This is a genomic window from Bradyrhizobium sp. 159, from assembly GCF_023073795.1.
GTDB lineage: Bacteria > Pseudomonadota > Alphaproteobacteria > Rhizobiales > Xanthobacteraceae > Bradyrhizobium.
Genome location: NZ_JADPKE010000018.1, coordinates 101,610 through 120,599, shown reverse-complemented (window position 1 = coordinate 120,599; position 18,990 = coordinate 101,610). Strand labels below are relative to the sequence as shown.

General features: G+C 59.7%; 20 protein-coding genes and 1 pseudogene. 12 read left to right on the top strand and 9 right to left on the bottom strand.

The genetic code is table 11. The annotated features are described in order from the left end of the window. Positions 1 to 16: 16 nt before the first annotated feature. Genes IVA96_RS02975 through IVA96_RS02960 form a run of 4 tightly spaced genes read left to right on the top strand, consistent with a single transcriptional unit; the run spans position 17 to position 4,828 of the window. Complete coding sequence (locus IVA96_RS02975; protein WP_247278119.1) at positions 17 to 235, top strand: twin-arginine translocation signal domain-containing protein; 219 nt, start codon at positions 17 to 19, stop codon at positions 233 to 235. 2 nt (positions 236 to 237) lie between these two features. Beyond that, positions 238 to 3,180, top strand: a complete 2,943-nt coding sequence (locus tag IVA96_RS02970) for a formate dehydrogenase subunit alpha (RefSeq protein WP_247278118.1) — start codon at positions 238 to 240, stop codon at positions 3,178 to 3,180. A gap of 12 nt (positions 3,181 to 3,192) precedes the next feature. After that, on the top strand, positions 3,193 to 3,789 hold the full coding sequence (gene fdh3B / locus IVA96_RS02965) for a formate dehydrogenase FDH3 subunit beta (protein ID WP_027571966.1): 597 nt from the start codon (positions 3,193 to 3,195) through the stop codon (positions 3,787 to 3,789). Between the two features lie 31 nt (positions 3,790 to 3,820). Continuing rightward, the gene (locus IVA96_RS02960) at positions 3,821 to 4,828 is read left to right on the top strand and encodes a formate dehydrogenase subunit gamma (protein WP_247278117.1); all 1,008 of its coding nucleotides are present in this window, start codon (positions 3,821 to 3,823) and stop codon (positions 4,826 to 4,828) included. Between the two features lie 29 nt (positions 4,829 to 4,857). On the opposite strand, the gene IVA96_RS02955 is transcribed toward IVA96_RS02960, so the two are convergent. Then, complete coding sequence (locus tag IVA96_RS02955; protein ID WP_247305909.1) at positions 4,858 to 5,061, bottom strand: hypothetical protein; 204 nt, start codon at positions 5,059 to 5,061, stop codon at positions 4,858 to 4,860. Between the two features lie 2,112 nt (positions 5,062 to 7,173). Between IVA96_RS02955 and IVA96_RS02950 the strand changes: the two genes are divergently transcribed. The 8 genes from IVA96_RS02950 (at position 7,174) to IVA96_RS02915 (ending at position 12,856) form a co-directional block, all read left to right on the top strand. Beyond that, positions 7,174 to 7,629 (top strand): GMC oxidoreductase, encoded by a 456-nt coding sequence (locus IVA96_RS02950; RefSeq protein ID WP_247278115.1) that lies wholly within the window; start codon positions 7,174 to 7,176, stop codon positions 7,627 to 7,629. Positions 7,630 to 7,707: 78 nt separating this feature from the next. After that, complete coding sequence (locus tag IVA96_RS02945; protein WP_247415326.1) at positions 7,708 to 7,902, top strand: hypothetical protein; 195 nt, start codon at positions 7,708 to 7,710, stop codon at positions 7,900 to 7,902. 247 nt (positions 7,903 to 8,149) lie between these two features. Next, positions 8,150 to 8,569 (top strand): CopG family transcriptional regulator, encoded by a 420-nt coding sequence (locus IVA96_RS02940; RefSeq protein WP_247415325.1) that lies wholly within the window; start codon positions 8,150 to 8,152, stop codon positions 8,567 to 8,569. Positions 8,570 to 8,574: 5 nt separating this feature from the next. Further along, on the top strand, positions 8,575 to 9,753 hold the full coding sequence (locus IVA96_RS02935; protein WP_247415323.1) for a PHB depolymerase family esterase: 1,179 nt from the start codon (positions 8,575 to 8,577) through the stop codon (positions 9,751 to 9,753). 285 nt (positions 9,754 to 10,038) lie between these two features. Further along, the gene (locus tag IVA96_RS02930; protein WP_247279954.1) at positions 10,039 to 10,344 is read left to right on the top strand and encodes a hypothetical protein; all 306 of its coding nucleotides are present in this window, start codon (positions 10,039 to 10,041) and stop codon (positions 10,342 to 10,344) included. 233 nt (positions 10,345 to 10,577) lie between these two features. Further along, on the top strand, positions 10,578 to 10,922 hold the full coding sequence (locus tag IVA96_RS02925) for a DUF1236 domain-containing protein (protein ID WP_247279936.1): 345 nt from the start codon (positions 10,578 to 10,580) through the stop codon (positions 10,920 to 10,922). A 91-nt stretch (positions 10,923 to 11,013) separates the two neighbouring features. Continuing rightward, positions 11,014 to 11,436, top strand: coding sequence for a hypothetical protein (locus IVA96_RS02920; RefSeq protein ID WP_247415321.1), 423 nt, complete (start codon positions 11,014 to 11,016; stop codon positions 11,434 to 11,436). Between the two features lie 241 nt (positions 11,437 to 11,677). Then, a complete protein-coding gene (locus IVA96_RS02915) occupies positions 11,678 to 12,856 on the top strand; it encodes an MFS transporter (RefSeq protein ID WP_247279938.1) in 1,179 nt (392 codons plus the stop codon). Between the two features lie 895 nt (positions 12,857 to 13,751). Here IVA96_RS02915 and IVA96_RS02910 read toward each other — a convergent pair. The 8 genes and pseudogenes from IVA96_RS02910 to IVA96_RS02875 all read right to left on the bottom strand — a co-directional run bounded on the left by IVA96_RS02910 (position 13,752) and on the right by IVA96_RS02875 (position 18,733). Further along, positions 13,752 to 14,042, bottom strand: a complete 291-nt coding sequence (locus IVA96_RS02910) for a hypothetical protein (protein ID WP_247279939.1) — start codon at positions 14,040 to 14,042, stop codon at positions 13,752 to 13,754. 669 nt (positions 14,043 to 14,711) lie between these two features. Continuing rightward, positions 14,712 to 15,146 carry a hypothetical protein gene (locus IVA96_RS02905; RefSeq protein ID WP_247279955.1) on the bottom strand — a complete coding sequence of 145 codons (435 nt, stop codon included), beginning with the start codon at positions 15,144 to 15,146 and terminating at the stop codon, positions 14,712 to 14,714. Between the two features lie 1,061 nt (positions 15,147 to 16,207). Continuing rightward, positions 16,208 to 16,531, bottom strand: coding sequence for a low affinity iron permease family protein (locus tag IVA96_RS02900; RefSeq protein WP_247279956.1), 324 nt, complete (start codon positions 16,529 to 16,531; stop codon positions 16,208 to 16,210). An 815-nt stretch (positions 16,532 to 17,346) separates the two neighbouring features. Continuing rightward, on the bottom strand, positions 17,347 to 17,517 hold the full coding sequence (locus tag IVA96_RS02895; RefSeq protein WP_247279940.1) for a hypothetical protein: 171 nt from the start codon (positions 17,515 to 17,517) through the stop codon (positions 17,347 to 17,349). A 41-nt stretch (positions 17,518 to 17,558) separates the two neighbouring features. Beyond that, positions 17,559 to 17,738, bottom strand: a complete 180-nt coding sequence (locus IVA96_RS02890; protein WP_247279941.1) for a hypothetical protein — start codon at positions 17,736 to 17,738, stop codon at positions 17,559 to 17,561. 61 nt (positions 17,739 to 17,799) lie between these two features. Next, a pseudogene (locus IVA96_RS02885) lies at positions 17,800 to 18,039 on the bottom strand (hypothetical protein); the annotation flags it as partial. Between the two features lie 144 nt (positions 18,040 to 18,183). Beyond that, on the bottom strand, positions 18,184 to 18,414 hold the full coding sequence (locus IVA96_RS02880) for a hypothetical protein (protein WP_247279942.1): 231 nt from the start codon (positions 18,412 to 18,414) through the stop codon (positions 18,184 to 18,186). Between the two features lie 37 nt (positions 18,415 to 18,451). After that, on the bottom strand, positions 18,452 to 18,733 hold the full coding sequence (locus IVA96_RS02875) for a hypothetical protein (RefSeq protein ID WP_247279943.1): 282 nt from the start codon (positions 18,731 to 18,733) through the stop codon (positions 18,452 to 18,454). Between the last annotated feature and the right edge of the window lie 257 nt (positions 18,734 to 18,990).

Below are 18,990 nucleotides of genomic sequence, written 5' to 3'. Positions count from 1 at the left end.
GTCCAGGAGAGATGCGATGAGTGAAGACAAGAAGACCACAGTGGGACGCCGCGACTTCCTGCGCAAGGTCAGCATCGGCACGGTCGGTGTCGGTGCGACACTCGCGACACCGTTGGTCGGGTCGGCGCAGGCCGACGGTGAGACCAACGATGAGAAGCGCAAGGCGCGCTACCAGGAGTCCGACCACGTCAAGGCGTTTTACCGCGTCAATCGTTATCCGGCCAAGGGAGGCTGACCGTGCTGATCAAGCGAACACACCAGCATTCCCCGGGCCACGGCTCCGTTGTCGAGTCCCTTGCGGGCCAGGCCGGCGGTCTCGACCGCCGCAGCTTCTTGCGCAAATCCGGGCTTGCCGGCGGTGCGCTTGCCGCGCTCGGCGCCCTGCCGGTCGGCAGCGTGCGCAAAGCGGAAGCCGCAATGGCTGGTCCGCTCACCGCAGGCGCGACCATCCGCAAGAACATCTGCACGCATTGCTCCGTTGGCTGCACGGTGACGGCCGAGGTCTTGAACGGCGTATGGATCGGCCAGGAGCCGAGCTGGGATTCGCCGATCAATCGCGGCTCGCATTGTGCCAAGGGCGCCTCGGTACGTGAACTCGTACACAGCGAGCGGCGGCTGCGCTATCCGATGAAGCTGGTAAATGGTCAGTGGACCCGCGTCTCCTGGGATACCGCGATCAATGAGATCGGTGACAAACTTCAAGCTGTACGCGAGAAGTCGGGCCCCGATTCCGTCTATTGGCTCGGCTCGGCCAAGATGACCAACGAAGGCGCCTATCTGTTCCGCAAGCTCGGTGCGTTCTGGGGGACCAACAATACCGATCATCAGGCTCGCATCTGCCATTCGACTACCGTGACCGGCGTCGCCAATACCTGGGGCTACGGCGCGATGACCAACAGCTACAATGATATTCGCAACGCAAAGACACAGGTCATCTTGGGCGGCAATCCGGCCGAAGCGCATCCCGTGTCGCTGCAACATCTGCTCGAGGGCAAGGAGCTGCAAAAGGCCAACTTTATCGTCATCGATCCGCGCCTGACGCGTACGGCGGCCCACGCGACGGAATATGTGCGGATGCGCCCGGGCACCGACATTCCGGTGCTCTACGGCATGATGTGGCACATTCTCCAGAATGGCTGGGAGGACAAGGAATTCATCCAGCAGCGCGTTTACGGTTTCGACGACATCAAGAAAGAAGTTGAGAAGTGGCCTCCGGAAGAAGTCGAGCGCGTCACCGGCATTCCCGGCGAGCAGCTCAAGCGCGTCGCCAAGATGTTCGCCACCGAGAAGCCGGCAACCCTCATCTGGGCCATGGGCCAGACCCAGAAGACCGTCGGCACCGCCAACGTCCGCGCGAGTTGCATTGCCCTCCTGATGACCGGCAATGTCGGGAAAGCCGGCGCGGGCGCCAACATCTTCCGTGGCCATGACAACGTGCAGGGCGCGACCGATGTCGGGCTCGATATCGTCACGCTGCCGTTCTATTACGGGCTCGCCGAAGGCGCCTGGAAGCATTGGTCGCGGGTTTGGGAGGTCGACTATGACTTCCTGAAGTCCCGCTTCGACTCCAAGCAGATCATGGAAACCCCGGGCATTCCGCTGACCCGCTGGTTCGAGGCAGTGACATTGCCCAAGGATCAGGTCGCTCAGAAAGACAATGTGAAGGCGGTGTTCGTGCAGGGACACGCCTCCAACAGCATCACCCGCATTCCTGAGTCCCTGAATGGTCTGAAGGCTCTCGAGCTGCTCGTCATTGCCGACCCGCATCCGACGACCTGGGCCTCGCTCTCCGTCGAGGCGGGCCGCAAGGATGGCGTCTACATTCTGCCGGTCGCTACGCAATTCGAATGCAAGGGGTCGCGCGTCGCCTCCAACCGCTCGCTGCAATGGGGCGAGCAGATCGTGAAGCCGATCTTTGAATCGAAGGATGATCTCGAGGTCATCTATCTGATGGCGAAGAAGCTCGGCTTCGCTGACCAGATGTTCAAGAAGATCAAGGTCGAAAACAATCTTCCTGAAGCCGAGGATGTGCTGCGCGAGATGAACCGCGGCAGCTGGTCGACTGGCTATTGCGGGCAATCGCCCGAGCGCCTCAAGGCGCACATGAAGAACCAGGCCAAGTTCGATATGCTGAGCATGCGGGCACCGAAGGACGATCCCGAGGTCGGCGGCGATTATTATGGCCTGCCCTGGCCGTGCTGGGGATCGCCTGAGGTCAAGCATCCCGGCACGCCGCTGCTCTACAACACCAATTTGAATGTGATGGACGGCGGTGGCACGTTCCGGCCACGGTTCGGCGTCGAGCGCGAGGAGAAGCTGCCGGACGGCACGACGCGGAAGGTGAGCTTGCTCGCGGACGGCTCGTACTCGTTGGGGTCGGGAATTCAGGACGGCTATCCGGAGTTCACGCTGGCGAGCTTGAAGAAGCTCGGCTGGGACTCCGAGCTCACCGAAGCGGAAATGGCCGTGATCAACAAGATCAATCCGGCCAATCCGGACACGGTGTCGTGGGCGCTCGACCTGTCGGGAGGCATCCAGCGCGTGGCGCTGGCGCATGGCTGCGTTCCCTATGGCAACGGCAAGGCGCGCATGAATGCCTTCGGCTTGCCCGATCCTATCCCTGTTCACCGCGAGCCGATCTACACGCCGCGCGTCGACCTCGTCGCTAAATATCCGACGCTGCCCGATGCCAAGCAGTTCCGAATGCCGAATATCGGTTTTTCCGTGCAGAAGGCAGCGGTGGAGAAGGGAATTGCAAAACAGTTCCCGCTCATCCTGTCGTCCGGCCGTCTGGTCGAATATGAGGGCGGCGGCGAGGAGACGCGCACGAACCCGTGGCTTGCCGAATTGCAGCAAGACATGTTCATTGAGATCAACCCTGCCGATGCCGCCGAGCGCGGTGTCAAGGACGGTGGCTGGGTGTGGGTCACGGGTGCAGAGAACAATTCCCGGGCGAAGATGAAGGCGCTCGTTACCGAGCGCGTCGGCAAGGGCGTCGCCTGGATGCCATTCCACTTCGGCGGCTGGCTCGCGGGCAAGGATCTTCGCGGCAATTACCCGAAGGGCACCGACCCGATCGTGCTCGGCGAAAGCGCCAACACGATCACTACCTACGGATACGACCCCGCGACGGGCATGCAGGAGCCCAAGGTCACTCTCTGCCAAATCGCGGCGGTTTAGGGAGTAACGACGATGGCACGTATGAAATTTCTCTGTGACGCTGATCGCTGCATCGAGTGCAACGCCTGCGTCACCGCCTGCAAGAACGAGCACGAGGTGCCCTGGGGCATCAACCGGCGCCGCGTCGTCACTATCAACGACGGCAAGCCGGGCGAGCGGTCGATCTCGATGGCCTGCATGCACTGCACGGATGCGCCCTGTGCGGCCGTGTGCCCGGTGAATTGCTTCTACACCACGGCCGATGCTGTGGTGCTGCATTCCAAGGACCTGTGCATCGGTTGCGGCTACTGCTTCTACGCCTGCCCGTTCGGTGCTCCGCAATATCCGAAGGTCGGGAATTTCGGCTCTCGCGGCAAGATGGATAAGTGCACCTATTGCGCCGGCGGTCCGGAGGCCGACGGCAGCAAAGAGGAATACGAGAAATACGGCGCGAACCGGTTGGCCGAGGGCAAGCTGCCGCTGTGTGCCGAAATGTGTTCGACCAAGTCGCTGCTTGCGGGTGACGGCGAGATCATTGCCCAGATTTACAAGGAGCGCGTGATGAAGCGCGGTTACGGCTCGGGTGCCTGGGGGTGGAAGACGGCCTATCGCGAGACGATCGAATCCTGACGAAGGTCGCGCGAGCATTGAGGAGGAGCTCATGGTGTCGTTTGCAAAATTCGTTCGGGCGGCTGTCTGGGCTTGTGCTTTACTCCTTCTCATCGTGGCAGCTCCGGCACCGGTAGGCGCTCAGCAGGTCAATCCGACCGCAAGCGCGGTCAAGGAGCGGCAGCTCTTGCAGGAGCTGAACCGGATCCAGGGTCGCGTCAGCATTCCTGATCAAAGGTCCGGCGTTCTCGAGCAGCCACAGGGGCGGGAATGGCGCGAGTTCCACAATGTCACGCTGCGCTGGATCGGCGGAGTCGCGATCATCGGCATGCTGGCGGTGCTCGTGATCTTCTATCTCACGCGCGGCATGGTGCGCCTCGAAAGCGGACGATCCGGCCGCACCATCGTGCGCTTCAACACGTATGAGCGTTTCGTGCATTGGATGACCGCCACCTGCTTCATCATTTTGGCGATCTCCGGACTGAACATCACCTTCGGGCGACCGCTGCTATTGCCGCTGATCGGCTTCGAGGCCTTCTCCGAATGGTCCCTTTGGGCAAAGTACGCCCACAACTATCTGAGCTTCCCGTTCACCATTGGGGTCGTTCTGATTCTTCTGATGTGGATCGGTGGCAATATTCCGAACAAGGTGGACGTCGAGTGGATGAAGCGAGGCGGCGGCATCGTCGGGCACGATCATCCGCCGGCCTACCGCTTCAACGCCGGCCAGAAGGCGATCTACTGGATCGTCGTGATCGGCGGCGGTTTTGTCGCCGCGAGCGGCTATGTCCTCATGTTCCCGTTCTACACGACGGGGATCGAAGGCATGCAGCTGGCCCAGATCGTCCACTCCATCGTCGCTGTGCTGTTCGTCGCGGCGATGATCGCGCACATCTATATTGGTACGATCGGAATGGAAGGTGCGTTCGAGGCCATGGGCTCGGGCGAAGTCGACGTCAATTGGGCCCGCGAGCACCATAGCCTCTGGCTCGACGAGCAGATGGCGCGAACGGGTCCGAACGACGGACAGCCTCAACCTGCGACCGCGGCGGCCGAGTAAGACGAACAGCCTGAAAGTGGCCGGGCGTTCTACTGAACCGGCTCTCTCGCAAACAGGACAGAGCGGTCCTGCATCTGCAACTCCGGCAGCTTGCTCGCCTGACCGGTCTGCAGTTCCTTGATGGATGGCATGCTGCTCTGGCCGGCATGGAACAGGACGTGCGATTTGAGCACGCTGCTGGCGGCACCGGCGAGAAGCAAGGCTGCGATGAGCGAGGGCATGAGGCGTTTCATGCGCATCTCCGTCTGCCATTCCACCCGGCACGACCGATAAACGTAAATTGCCTGGCGGGATGTGAGCCACGTCACAGCCGGCCTTCAAATTACATCGGCCCCAGCGAGGCGGGAGTATGAAGCGAAGCAACTAAGCCGTTTCGCGCGAGCACGCCCTGCAAGCTCTATGGAATCCCTGATGTGCGCTATCGAGTGACGGGCCATTGTCGTTCTAGTGTGCGTGACGAGTGCACTGATAATCGAAAATGCGATTTCCGCTTCCAATTCGTGCCTATATGGGTTCCAGAAGAGCCAAGCTGCGGAAGCCTCGTCAAAGCAGATTTCTCAATCGGTCCAATCGCATAAAGAGACTGATCAGAGTAAAAATATATCAACAGAATGAATGGCTTAGATCGGAAATTTTCCACGGCGCCCATGATGGATTGGAGCGAGAGTTCAAGTCTTTCAATTGGTTGGAAGGCGTCGTATGCACGGCGTGTGCACCGAGAGATCAAGAAAAATCTACTGGCAGCAAGCGTGGACTTCGCTCTCCGAAGAATTTGGCTTCCAATGGCCCGAAAGTGCCGCGACTTATCAAGGGCAGTCCCTGCCAGCATTCCGTTGTTTACGAAGAAGCGCGAAGAATGACCGAAAGGCCAGCTCGAATTTCAAGCTGGCCGTCGCACACTTGCTCATCAACCGCCGACACGCGTCACGAAAAAGTAACATGCAGAAGCGGAAATCTAAGGCGCTCGTTCTACCTTATTCCCAGCATGACGTGGCTCGGACACGCGTGATCGCCGCTCTTTTTAGCGGCGCAGGCATTGCGACAGGCGCAAAAACGTGGCGGGCAGGCGCGGTCGATCCATCCTATTGCGACAAATGTGCCCACCGGGCGTTTCACTCATCGAAATAGGCGCGCTCGGGCGAAGCGGCAGAGAATGCCAAAATCCGCAATAACTGGCTCATCCATCGCATGTTTAGCTCCAAATGCCGGAGTTTTCGGCAAGATATACCATGACACCCAATGCTACCAAGGAGGGAATTCGAGGGAGCCTGACGACAGTGCGTTGCCTGGTGCGAAGAGGCCGACCAAGCGCGCCAGCCATTAGAAATCGAAAACCTGAGCCGGCATCACGTGTCCCTCTGCCGTTCTTTCATGTGGGACCCGAATATGGCGGGAGATTCTCGGAGCGCCTTCAAGGTACCTTTGAGCGTTCAAGAGGAGGAGTTTGCCGCGGCGTGTCGAGACTTCGTTCTGGAGAGAAAACCCGATCTGCCGGCATCCATCGTCATTAGGGACAACCAGCTCACGATCGCGGACGATCCGCATGTTCGAGACGCATTCGTAGAACTCGGTCTTGCCAGATTGATACGAGTTCTACATCTCGCAATCGAGGGCAGGGCGATTGCGCTCAAAAGAGTGCCAAGGCTTCTGTTCGATCTGTCGAGTTTCAGAAGAAAGGTGCTCTGCGCGTTAGATAGAGACGGTCGAGGTCGGCCCCTCGGGAAATAGGCGCGATTTCTCCAGCGCACCGTTTCAAGTGATAGATGGATGTGCGGTAAGGGCCTGGTATCGGGCCTGCTAAGTCACGCACGCATTCCTTGCGGTGCTGTCGAAATCTAACGACGCGGCAAATGCCGGAAAAGGCGCTCAAAGCCATCAACTTTAGCAGAAAATGCTTTTTGATGTGTACGATAGTTCTGCTGCTGGACGTCGTTCGTTGGGTTGCTTCGATCGAATTTCGCATTTGGCGTTTGCGAGAGATTTCCTATCGCTCGTTTCCTCCCTCTACTCGGCCCGGCGGCGATCGCCGGGCCCTTTTCCCAGGTCTCCGCTACGTCTGATGCTTCTCGGAACGCGGCTGATCAGCGTCGTATGACCTTCTTCAAGATTTCGGTAAGCGTTCGACATTCATCTCGGGTCTCTCGCGCGACCGCGCGAGAGGCTGGACGGCTGCGTGTTTAGGTTTCGCACTACGGCCGTTCTGCTCTCCGTGGTCTACCTTGCGAACGGCTGTTTCAACGACAGGGCTGGCGGCCGCTTCGGAGCTCTCGTGCCCGCGCTGTTTTCGGTCGGGTCTCTTGTCGGTATGGCCGTGTGGGGCAGCCGTCCGGCTGCTGGCAAGGCTCGTGGTGCATCCGCAGCTCAATCCCTGGGCCGGCGATTTCTTTCCCGCCTCCTATTCCCCGCTCATCAAGCGCCTGAGGAAGTATGGCACCGCGAACCGCATCGTCGCCTCGATCCTCGGGCCGATGCTCGACGTGCCCGCCGGCCTCCGGCACCTCCTGATCCGGCTGGTGCTGCTCAACGGCACCGCCTTCCAGGCGACGCTCGCGGACGACCGCGCCTTCGAAGCCTTCGTGCGGCAGAGCGTGTTCGGCGTTTGGCATCCGGTCGGAACGTGCCGCATGGGCGATCCCGCCGACCGCACGGCGGTGGTCAATCCTGAGGGGCGAGTGATTGGCAGCGCGAACATGTACGTGGCGGATGCGTCCATTATGCCGCGCCTGCCCGCGGCCAATACCAATATTCCCACGATCATGATTGCGGAGAAAATCGGCGATTTCTTGCGAAAGTCGACCTGAGAAAATCGCGACGAGCGCGGGAGAACCAGAAGCAAGCGCTACCCCACTCGACCAATGCTGGAGGGAGACCGGGGACAAATGGAACGTCTAACTGGCGAGATCGTCCTGGTCTGCCGCTGCCTGACTCAGCACCGCAAGGGGAATAGATACGGACCTGATGTTGGCTCCAGAAAGCGCGGCATGGGCCGGCTTGGGTGGGAGCTGGCGCAGCAGATCAGGGAAATCTCGCCTGGCTTTCCCGTAGTCTACATGACGAGCGCCGGCGCGCCCTGACTGGAAATTGCAGGGCGTCGACGGCAGGGCCTTTGCCCCAGTTGGCTGCCGCGGTGTCGCAGCTACTCGATACCGGGGCCTCATCGGCTTGAACCGCTCCGAGTTTCCGATCCTTCGACCCCTCGGTGGTGGCTGATCGTCGGCTCCAGTGTCTCGTCGGATGGCAAAACTTCCTCTTGTAAAACCTCGCCAGCCATCCAAATAGCTTCTAGGCGCCATCCACGGGGATGGTCAATGGATAATTTCGATGTATGACAATGTTCGCGACCTGCGTCCCAAAGCCCCAGACACCGAGAAAATCACGATCAACCTTGGCTACGTGGACCTCGGCCATGTCGATCTGATGGTGCAGGAAGGGTTCTATTCGAACCGCACTGATTTCATTCGCACGGCCATCCGCAATCAGCTCGAGCGGCATGCAGATGTTCTCAAGCAGTCGACGGCCAGACACAGCTTGGACCTCGGGCTACGCAACTTCACCCGCCAGGATCTCGAAGCGGCTCAGCGCGCCGGCGAGATGCTGCACATCAACGTCCTCGGCTTGGCAATCATCGCCCAGGACGTCACGCCCGACCTGGCACGCGCCACCATCGCGTCGGTCTCGGTGCTCGGAGCCCTCCATGCCACTCCCGCGGTCAAGGCCGCTCTTGCCGACAGAACGAGGTAAAGCAGATGCTGAATCGAAATACGATCCATGAGGCCACTCGTCTCACGCGTGCGGGCAAGTTGGTCGAGGCCACTGCGCTTCTGCAGCGCATGCTCCGGGGTGAAACTGCCGCAGAACCGTTTGATCGCGCGGGCCCTCCGGCGCCAGCGCGGCTGGAGCCGCCGACCATCGAGGTGAAGGCCGACGTGGTCGGGAAGAAGGAAAGGCGCCCAGCCACGCGGGCCGCTTCCGCGCAGCGGCGCGGACGGCCCGCGCCTTTGGACAACATGCAAGAGTTCGCTGGCCTCGGTCTGCGAGGCCCGATATTGCGCGCTCCTCCGTCCATGTCGGATGTCGCGCCCGACGGGACGCAATTCATTGCCGGCACATTCCGCAACGCGGCCGGAGTTCGAGCCTACAAGCTGTTCATCCCGAGCCGCTCTCGAGGAGAGCCCCTTCCCCTCGTCGTCATGCTTCACGGCTGCACCCAGTCGGCGGACGATTTCGCGGCCGGCACACGCATGAATTTTCTGGCCCGGAATTGTTTCGTGGTCTATCCCGAGCAGCCGAGCGCAGCCAATCAGTCGAAATGCTGGAATTGGTTTCGTACTGGTGACCAGGAACGGGATGGCGGCGAGCCTTCGCTTATCGCGGGCATCACCCGCCAGGTCATGCAGGATCATCGGATCGACCCAAAGCGCGTGTACGTAGCGGGGCTGTCCGCCGGCGGCGCGGCGGCTGCCATCATGGCTGCGACGCACCCCGACCTCTACGCCGCCGTTGGCATCCATTCGGGCTTGGTTTGCGGAGCTGCCAGTGATCTTCCCTCCGCTCTTGTCGCCATGCGGCAGGGAGCCCGTTCTATCATTTCCCATCGCGGACCGCAGGTGCCGACCATCGTTTTCCATGGCGACCGAGACACAACGGTGCATCCGAACAACGGCGACCGTATCGCCGAACAATCGGGTAATGCGTCGGATTTCAATGCGAAGGTCATCGGTGGAAAAGTGCCACACGGGCACGCGTATACCCGCACCATTCTGACCGACGTGAGCGGGCGCGCGGTCTCCGAACACTGGAATGTTCACGGCGCAGGCCACGCTTGGTCGGGAGGAAGTCCGGCGGGATCCTACACGGATCCAAGCGGCCCGGATGCAAGCAGGGAGATGCTTCGCTTCTTTCTCGAGCAATCGCTCCCGACTTAGTCGGCATCAGGTTGATGCCACTAGAGCAAGCAGAGCGATTGCAGAATGAATTGGCCCGGCCCGGATTGAAGTTTGCTGAAGCCGACTGGCCGTGATCTTCACCTCGATTGAGCGCGTGCGTCCAACGGACGCTCGCGCCGATCGCGCTACGTCTTCCCGGGCACTCAAATCGGTGCTGGCGCGCTCATATTTGATGCCCGGCGCGCGGTGCGGGGAAATGTGGCAGACGTTCCAAAGTCGGAACATCGCGCATGACGGGAAGTTAGTGGGGTAGGAGCACCCGTGATGGGCCTGAAGCGAACGATCAAAAACCTCGGCCCCTATCCGTCGCTCCTTCTATTGGCAGTACCCACGGCGACGGTCGAACCGTTGAAGCTTGTTGCGTTGGCGGTTGCCGGCAAAGGCCATTGGATCACCGGGACCGCGATGATCGTCGCCTGCTATCTCCTTAGCCTGTGTGTCGTCGAAAGGCTCTTTGTGATCGTCAAGCCGAAGCTTTTGACGCTTCCGTGGTTCGCCAAGTTGTGGAATGCCGTCACCTCGGTTCGCACGGCTATTTTTGCGCCTTTTCGTAAGCTGCGCGTGGATTAGGGCTCCGACGCGCGCGACGTGCTGTCCCGTATGCGAGGGTCGTCGCCACAACCACACCCATGAGGTGCGCCGCTACGTCGAGTGCCGCGCCGATGGCGACGGGGTGAGGCTTAGCCTCTCCGTATCATCCTGTGCTCGCGCGGGCAAAAGCGGCAATCGTGCTGCCGCGCGTCCGGAACCTTGCCACCATTCGCGGGTTCATGCAGGCTGCATGCTGCGGCGAGGAGATATGCATGAAGAAGCTGATGCTGACGTGCGCGGCCGCCGCGCTGATCTCGACGGGCGCGATGGCCCAGTCCACGGTGGTCACAACCACCGGGACGAGCCACGCCGCGGCCGTGCAGATCGAGCCGGAATACCGCACGAAGATCCGGAGCTACGTGACGGAACACAAGATCCGTCCGGTAGAGAGCCGCGAGAAGATCGTGGTCGGCTCGCCCGTGCCGCGCGAGCTCGAGCTCGAGTCCGTGCCGGCCGAATGGGGGCCCTCTCTTACGAAGTATCGCTACGTCTACTCCGGCGAGCGCGTGATGCTGGTGGACCCGTCGACGCGCACCGTGGTCCAAGAGGTGGAGTAGTCCTCGAAGGCGGGCCGCTGAAGGAAGCGGCCCGCCTTCAGCCACGTCCGGACCGTCGAAATCGATTCCCTTCATTTGCAAGCGGCTGTCCATGCCGATCATCCGTTATTTCGCGTTCCTGAGCGGGCTGCTGCTGGCGCTGCTCTTCGCAGCGGACCGGTACCTGCCGGCGCCAGTCGAGCGCGCAGGCGCGGCCGACCCCGACAGGACGACCATCCGGATCAGCTCGGCAAGGAGCCTTCCGGAGAAGATCGTCTTCGACACGCGCCCGCGCACCGATGTTCCGGAGATGGTGCAGGCCGAGCCGACGGCCGAAGTACCGCACCAGGCAATGCGGGAGGCCCTGGCCGCCATGCCTGCTGCAGCTCCCCACCAGATCAAGAAAGAACCGCGTGCCCGCACATCTACTGAGGCGCGTCCGCATGCAAAGCGGTTGGCGAAATCGTCGAGCCGACCGCCCGAGCCACGGCTGGCCTTCGAATGGTACGACCTCTTTTCCGGCGGGTGGTGGTGAGCGGGACGATTGATCCCGGGTACAGGAAAAGGCCGCGCCCACCGCGTGCGCGGCCCTCGTTCCGTTCCAGATGGGCCGGAGTCACCAGTGGGATGATGCCAGCGGTGCCGCACGACCGGATACGAGCGATAGTAGAAGAGCTTGAAAAGGCAGATCGACTAGGTGCAATGAACGGTGTTGCAAGTTGGGTGGAGAGCTTGGCGTAAAACACCGGCGAAACCGATTTCAGTGGCTTTAGGCTGTGGCTGGACCAATCGCCTATATTGCTCTTTACGGCGCCCTGTACGCTGCGTTCGGTGCGGCATCGCCATTCTGGCCTAAGCTTTTCGAGACGAGAGCTCTGACGCCTCAGCAGATCGGTTCAATCCTCGCTGCGGCAATGTTGGTGCGGCTTGTCTCCGGTCCGTGTCTTGCAAGGCTCGCCGACGTCCTCGGTTCATTGCGCCTTGTGCTCGCAAGCTGTGCCGTGTTGGCGGCCGGAGCGGCAGCTGCCTTGGTCTGGGCAGATGGATTTTGGTGGTTGCTTGTTCTAGCGTTGGCTCAGGCTGCGGCACTTGCTCCGACGACCTCGATTGCGGACGCGTTGTCAGTGAATGCAGCGAAACCTCAAATGGGCGGAAGGCCATTTGAATACGGCTGGATACGGGGTTCGGGCTCGGCCGCCTTCGTCGTGGGCACGATCGTCGTTGGACAACTGATCGGTCCTGCTGACCTCATGCCGGTTATCTGGATGAATGCCAGCCTACTGATCGCAGCGGCCAGCGCGACGGTGTTTATGCCCGCTGTTAACGCTCAAGCCGCTCCACCTGCGCCGCCGGCATCGTTGGCCTTCGGTGAGGTAGGTGCTCTTTTGGCGATCCCGCGATTTCGGATCCTGATTTTGGTTTCCGCTTTGGTCTATGGAAGTCACTCGATGCACGACGCATTTGCCGTCATTCGGTGGAGCGACGCTGGAATAGGAACTTCCGTCATAAGCGTTCTGTGGTCGGAAGCGGTGGCGGCAGAAGTTTTGGTCTTCTTTTTCGTTGGTCCTCGGTTGATTGAACGGTTTGGCGTGCGTGGTGCGGCCATCTTAGCAGCCGCGGCCGGCATCATACGTTGGCTGATTGAGGGAGCGACGACTTCTATTGTGCTTCTCTCAATGATTCAGCCCTTACACGGGTTGACCTTTGCGCTGCTCCATCTCGCTTGCATGGACATGATGAGGGCAGTTGTCTCCCCGACGGTAGCCGCCACCGCCCAAGCCCTTTATGCCCTTGGTTCAGGCCTCGTTACCGCTGCGTTGATATCGCTGTCCGGCATTCTTTATGCTCGATATGCAGGAGCTGCGTTCTTGCCGATGGCAGCTCTCTGTGCATTGGCCCTCCCGTTGGCTTGGTACGGCTTTGCCGACCAAAGGGCGCGATGCGGCCCCGTTTGATCCAACAGGTCCAACTGCCGGCGCACCGGCATCTTTATCGGCGCAGCGCGCGCGGCACGACGCTACGCTTGCGAATATCGCCAGGTGACGAAAAGGCGCCAGTTGGCAGGAGGCGCTTGTGGCGACCAGTCCAATGCCGATCAAGCGCGAGACTTATATCGGGCGGGCGCGTCACTCCGAGTTGCACAGCATCCAGAACCTACCTGTTACTCTCTTAGCTGAGCGGCGTTACCGCCGCGCGATGACATACCCGATGAGGAAAGCGACGGCCAGCGAAGCTAGAGGAGCTTCCCTGACCACGTCACGAACAATTTGGGACCACGCGCTGTACTGTTGGCCTTGCTCCAGAGATTCTCGAACGTTGCGCCCCACCTCCCGCACACTCTCTGATACTTGCTTTACTGTGGACATTGACGCCGCTTCGTACTCGTCGGCAGAACTGCGCGCGCCAGACCGCGGCGCTCACCAAGAAGAGCGACGAATTCGCAAAGCGGCTTCCAGCCTGGTCATCCACTTCCACCGCTCTTGCCCGTAAACGCCAAGCGTATTCGAGACCGAAACCAAGGCGATCCCTGCCTCGGCAACCTTCAAGCCGAGTAGGCGAAGCCCCACGTTGCCACCTTTCTGTTTTGGCGCGGCCGCTATCGGTCACTTGAGCGCCGCTGGCGTGAACGTGTCGGTCCACAGCCTTGGAAAGGTGTGTCAAGCATCGTGCGACTTCAAAGCACTTGTCGGATCCTTCTTGCCTCATCCAACCGCCCACGCGATTTGCGAAGGTCGCAATGTTCTCCACGTTGAGCCTGCAGCTCATCTGGGCAAGGGAAAAAATCATGATGCGATTGTCTCTGTCGCATCATGATCTGCACTCAAGGCCGATTTGGTGCGAGTGTCTGTATCACCCTTTGCGCTTGCCGAGCGTGTGAGAAGAGTTGGCGTTGGATGGATAGTATAGACGGTTGCAATCATTTACACCCTTCTTTTGGATGGCTTCAGCGATTCCTGGCGTTGAGCTCACGCGCTGAGCTTCGACGCGCGCCATGTCAGCGCGTTTCACGCAGTCGACATATGGCTTATTTCCTAACCAGTCCCACTGGCCGGCCGAGGCTGGAGAGATTTGTGCAGAGCCAACAAAGGCGCCTAGGCTGAGCGCGGCGGCTAGAGCTAGAGCGAGGCGAGAAGATTTCATTGTCGTGATCCCTGGTTTTTGCGGCTGCTCGATTGCAGCGCGGGGGGACCATCCCATTTTTCGATTCAGCAACTCTATAATGTTCGTCACACTTCGCGACGATGACCATGAGGCGTCATCTCGGCGCGCGTATGCTCACATTGCAGATGAAGGAGATCAAGAGCCGCTGCCCTCGGCTGTATTCAATGAATTGGCGCCATCATTCGACGGTTCGATTGGAACGCCGAGTGGGGACATAGCAATGTTGTTTCCGCTTTCGTCTCTGTTTAAGTCTCTGACGGTCCCCCCCGATTTGGCTGCGGCTGCGGGCGAGGCCGGGGATAGAGGTTCAGTTGTCCGCGTAATAGACCGAGTAGAAGGTCGCCTATTGATGCTGTGGACGGCTCCTCCCGACGCGAAGACGGTTTAGGGTCAACCCTCTTCGTCCTTCCCGACTCCACGCCGCGAAGCCTGAACGTGAAATCGACTTTGTGGGGATCGCTACGGGGATTTTGCTGCCCGCTTTGATATGGCCCTTGCGCCGCTCGTCTCTCGACACGAAGCCAATGCAGATGGCCCTGAAGTGAACAACGCTAAAACCGTTGCCACGTCGGCTCTCCGTGGCACACGATTTATGCCATTATTCCCTATCGGGCGAGAATCGGACATCGCAAACGTCGGCAGGCGATTTTAATGCGCTAGGAATATGAAAGCGGCAATCAGTGCTACCATGCTCGCGAAGATCAGCAGTGCCGGCACCGATTTTCGAGTCATTGGCCCCGTCGAATGGCGTGCAGGCGACTGACCGGGTTGAACTCTGAGCCGTCTCTGTGACCGCACGACTTTGCTCTGTGTCATTGGCGTCCGAGCCTTTGGTTCCGGAGCTGCGCCTACACCTCCCATCTCGCTGTAATAAGCGCTGTATACTTCGCGAACGGCCAGGGCCGTGGACTCGACCTCGCTCATGATCTCGAGCCGGGCTCGATAATTGGTCAGAAAGCTTTGGGCGTTGGACGGTAGGTCATCGAAACCACCGAGCTTGGCCATCATGAGCCAAGTGGCGAAATCCGCCTCAGCCTTCGTGCGAGCTTTCTTGGCGATATTGGTGTTGGAGCTAGAGGACATGGTGGTCCGCTTGGTTTGAACGCGGCCGCGAAGCTGGTTCATCGACAGCATCCGCGCCGCGCGAACGGCAATTGGCAATCCAGTCACAATAATGACGGCGCGGGAGAGTTCAAACGCGAACCCTATCAACTAGTCGGCTTCTGGCCGCGGTTGAAGCCGGCCGAGCAGGCTAGCCAGGGTAGGGCGCGCCTCTGCTGACACCACAATGGCAGTAGCCAACATTGAATCGTGGTCCAATTCGACTCCAATTGTCACGCTCTCAATGTATGCTCCGCGACGCACTTACGACAGTGAGCGCGATAACAGCATCTGCAGACTCATCTTGCAATGTCTGCGGATATCCGCTCCTCTACACTCCCCAGTGCAAGTAGTTAGAGCTGCATAGATTTCAGCTGAGTGTCTGAGCGTCGGCATGAATTACTACGGCCACTTGCTACAAGTTAGTGGCTTCCCCAACGCTGGCTCGAGCTGAGCTTGGCCGCGAAGGCGCCAGTGCGCGAAGGACGACTTCGCGACTGCATTTTGCATCGGCGCAGCCGCCGACAAGCGCAATGAGTTACTTGGGCGGCTTCATGGTCGCTGATCGCTTCGCTGCTGGCCTGCGCGAGGTGATCGCCTCTACCTTCTTCAGCGTCTGTGCAAACTTAGATCGGAGATACTGTTCATGCTCCGGGTCTTTAGGCTCTGAGAGGAATGCAACCTTCACGAGGAAGCGGTTCAGTAGCGATGCTATCGCAAGGTTGTCCGAGTGTTGCGAGCGCAGGGCCGTGAGTTGCCGACGCATCTCAATGAGATCGATGGTTTCGCGGTCTGACTGCCTTTTTCAAATGAAACTCGCGCGAGAGGCCTACAGCCCAGCGGAAGCCACCGCGACGAGTATGGTGGCGCGACGGCTTCGACACTTGGGGACCCGGACCAAGGGCAATGTCCGGCGATAAAAAGCTAGCGCTCCGCAGCTTCGCTGCAATCAAAGTCTGCAGTTAAGCTTGATGCCGCGGTGGCGGGTTAATTCTGGAACCTGAAGGGAAGAGCGGTCAACGTGATTCGAGTGCATCATTAGCTCACGACGTACGGACCTGTGCTCGCTCTCGCTCGACTTCCTCGGCGTCCCTGTCATCGATATTCATAAGTGAGTTTTTGGCATCGTCATGAACCTTCAGGAGTCCGTCGAGCTTCGCATGAATGGCCTGTGTGTCGCGGTGCCCGGCGCGCTGGATCACGAGGGTCATTCCCCAGGTCGCAAGCGTGGCAAGCGAGTGCCAGTCCCGTCCATTGCCGAAGATGATCCAAAGCGCGGCATAAAGGAGAAACACGGCGAACGCGCCTGGTCGCGCGGCAAGCACGCCGATATTGGTCAACCAGGCTCGGACTTCGCTCGGGGCCATGGCGATCAACGTACCGCTGCTTTTGTAGGTTCGAGAGAGGAGGCGCGCTCGCTCGTTCTCCCGGAAGCATCCGGTAGCCGTCGTGCTTCACCTCACGAATTCAGTCCAGTCCTGACGAGACCTGCTTACCGCTGGCCGCCAGGCAGAGCTCATACGCCATGCGCATGCGGGGAAAATAGGTGTTGAGGTAGGCGATTGCGAATCGAGTTCGTGGTTCCAATGTTCAGAAGCGAGCAGAACGAATCCGTCGAGCTCGATTCCCTTGTCGATCCGCGCCAAGCACCTCCAGCGGCCTCGGCATCGCCCCCTCAACGCATATAGTGCTGAGGCCGCATTTCTTTCGCGGCGGCAGGCACACGCGACCTTCCTGATACCGTGCACAGAAGGAACCTGTGTTCCTTGAATGGCGGCAGCACTCCATACATTAGCCGTAGATCGGCCACAGCGGGCGGGTTCGCTACAAAGCAGGACCCGTCCCGACTGTGGACAGGGACGCCTGACGACGAGCATCATCTGGTAGAGTGATCCAATGGCTGATCAACGCACGCCCGTGCGCCGCGCCGCGGCCGGTATCGGTTCAGAACCCGCTGAGAAGAACAATGTTGGGGAGGCACTCGATCATGTGTTGCACGAGGTCCAGGCCGCGCGGCGTGACCTCAGTATGACTCGCTTCTGCCTCCAACAGGCAGAAGCCGTTCGCAGAATAGATCGAGCCGCAACCACACTCGCTGATCTGATGCAATCCGGAAACCGCATAAACAAGGACCCCCGGGCCTACCAGCCGTTTCAAAGGGAAGAGGCGTAGTAAGGCCGCCTCATCGTTGCTTCTTGCCTGCTCGCTTTTTCGATTTCAGGACGTCGGCCTGGCTTTGGAACGCGCGTGCTAGTGCCTGCAGTTCCTCGGACACCCCGGCATCTGCAGCCGACTTTGCTGCGCGCGCAGCCTTTTCAGCTTGCTTGCGAAACTGTTTGATTTCCTTCGCCATGGATCAGTCTCCTTGTGGTTCCCGATCAGGCCGCCAGAAGATTATATCATGTCGCCGCCGCTGCGGAGCCGAACATAGGTCCCGCTCTCGTGCAGATGCAGCCAGCCGCGCTCAATAGCGAACTTTAGGCCGGCACCGACCTCCTCGCCGCTGGCTTTGAGCGTGTGGAGGAACGGTGCGTTGATTTTTTCAATATGGATGCGGCCGTCCTGGACGGGCACGACACTGGCGGCGAGCTGGACGAGCTTTCGGGCGGCGGCTTCCGGTTTGGCGTGGGGACGTTCAGCGGCAAACTAGCGCTCCTGGGGGATGGACCCACTTACAAGGCGTGATCTGCCTTGTCTCGGTTAGCTTGACCATGCGGGGAGGTGGCGCGTACCGGGCGGTGCGACATGGTCGGCATCTGAGGGAAGCTTCCAGCTTCCAGAGCGGCGTATCTTTCGGCCGGCGGATGGCCTCTAGCGGGAGACTGGCGCGGGTCTTACAGCGGGCGCACTCTACCTCTAGCCAGCCAAGTCCGCCATATATTGAATAGGAATTTGCCCGAATATGAGAGCGACCGGTACAAGCAAGGTCCGGGCGGCGTCTCTGTTGTCGGTTCATCGGGCAAACCGGAAGCAACCTGCCGAGTCGCCGAACGACGCTCGTGGACTCCGTTGCGTTGATTTACGCGGCACGTTCCTTGTTCGACTGTTCCTGTACGGCGGTCGCGGTTTCTTCCAACCCCTTTTCGTAATTGCCCGCCAACCTCTCAATACTGTCGGCCCACATCCTCAGCATTGAGACTTGAAAGTGCATAGTTGCCTTCAAGGCATTCATACCGATTGCAGTCGCTGCGCTGATGGGACCTTGTTGGTCGCGCGCGAAACGGTTTTCGTTAGCGGTCTCGTCTGCCATGCGTTTCTCTCCCTCGTTTTGATGTTCTCGCCGTAAGCTATGTGGTGGGTTGTGCCCTGCGTGACTCTAAGCATTCAGCCAAGACTTGATCTGCCGCGAGCCTCGCACGTCGGTCGTCGTGCAGTTCATCCAGTTTTTTTAAGTACGCGACGGCCGCTATTTGCAAGAGATCGAAATCATCTCGACCCGAATCACGAACATTGGCGACGTAGCGATAGAGGGCAGAACGCCTATTATCGTTCTCGCTGATGCCGCTGTGGAACAGCAAGTAATTCCGCCAAGCGAACGCACACGCGCCTTCTATGGTCTGAGAAGTCATGGCCACCTCCCAAAGCCCAGAGAAAGACTGACGACCCGTTTCGTTCCTGGAATCTCTCAGATGTAATATTGTTCCGTAGCTGCGCTGCAAGGTGTTTGCACCGTTGCGACGTCGATGGTGTAGTCGGCAACTGTCGATATCGCATTCGGTCAATGCGATTGGGTCCGAACGGCCTTGGAGCGCACGGATTTCGAGTGGCGGGTTTGCTCGAATGATCGTTCGTGTGTTCGCCAGAAAAATGAGACTGCACTACGTGC